Consider the following 532-nt stretch of genomic DNA (forward strand, 5'->3'; position numbering starts at 1 on the left):
GGGGGGCGGACGGCGGGCGCGGCGCCAGCTCAGGACGCAGGCCGGCGCGGGCGGAGGCGGAATCGATGCGGGCGGAGACCTGCTGCACCACGGCGTCGGCCACCGCCGGAGCGGCGGCGGCGACGAGCCCGGGCGCGGCGCGCTCGACGGCGCCATCCAGACCGTAGCGGGCGTCCCACAGGGCGTGGGGCTCCATGACCTCGACCCGCAGGGCCGGCCGCAGACCCGCCTCGGCGGCGGTGCGAGCCGGGGCGGCGGCGCGCTTGCCGTCGAGATCGATGGCGGCGACGGAATTGGCCAGGTTCTCGAAACGATGCGGATCGCTGTCGACCATGCCGCAGGCGTTGAGGCCGACGGCCGCGACAAGCACCACGACTGGACGAATGAGGAGGGTCGGCGTCATAAGCCGACACTGGCACGGCAAGATTTGCCGCCCGGTTCACAATCAGGCTTAAGCCGGAAGGTTAATCCGTTCATCATGCCCGAGACCGACGCCCTTCCCGTGGTTCGCAGCATCGCGGCGCTGCGCCAG

Annotated in this window: 1 pseudogene; it reads right to left on the reverse strand. The window is 72.4% G+C overall.

The annotated features are described in order from the left end of the window. Positions 1-403, reverse strand: a pseudogene (locus B2742_RS12130) (hypothetical protein); the annotation flags it as partial. Positions 404-532 lie beyond the last annotated feature (129 nt).

This window comes from Brevundimonas sp. UBA7664 (genome assembly GCF_002483305.1).
Taxonomy (GTDB): domain Bacteria; phylum Pseudomonadota; class Alphaproteobacteria; order Caulobacterales; family Caulobacteraceae; genus Brevundimonas.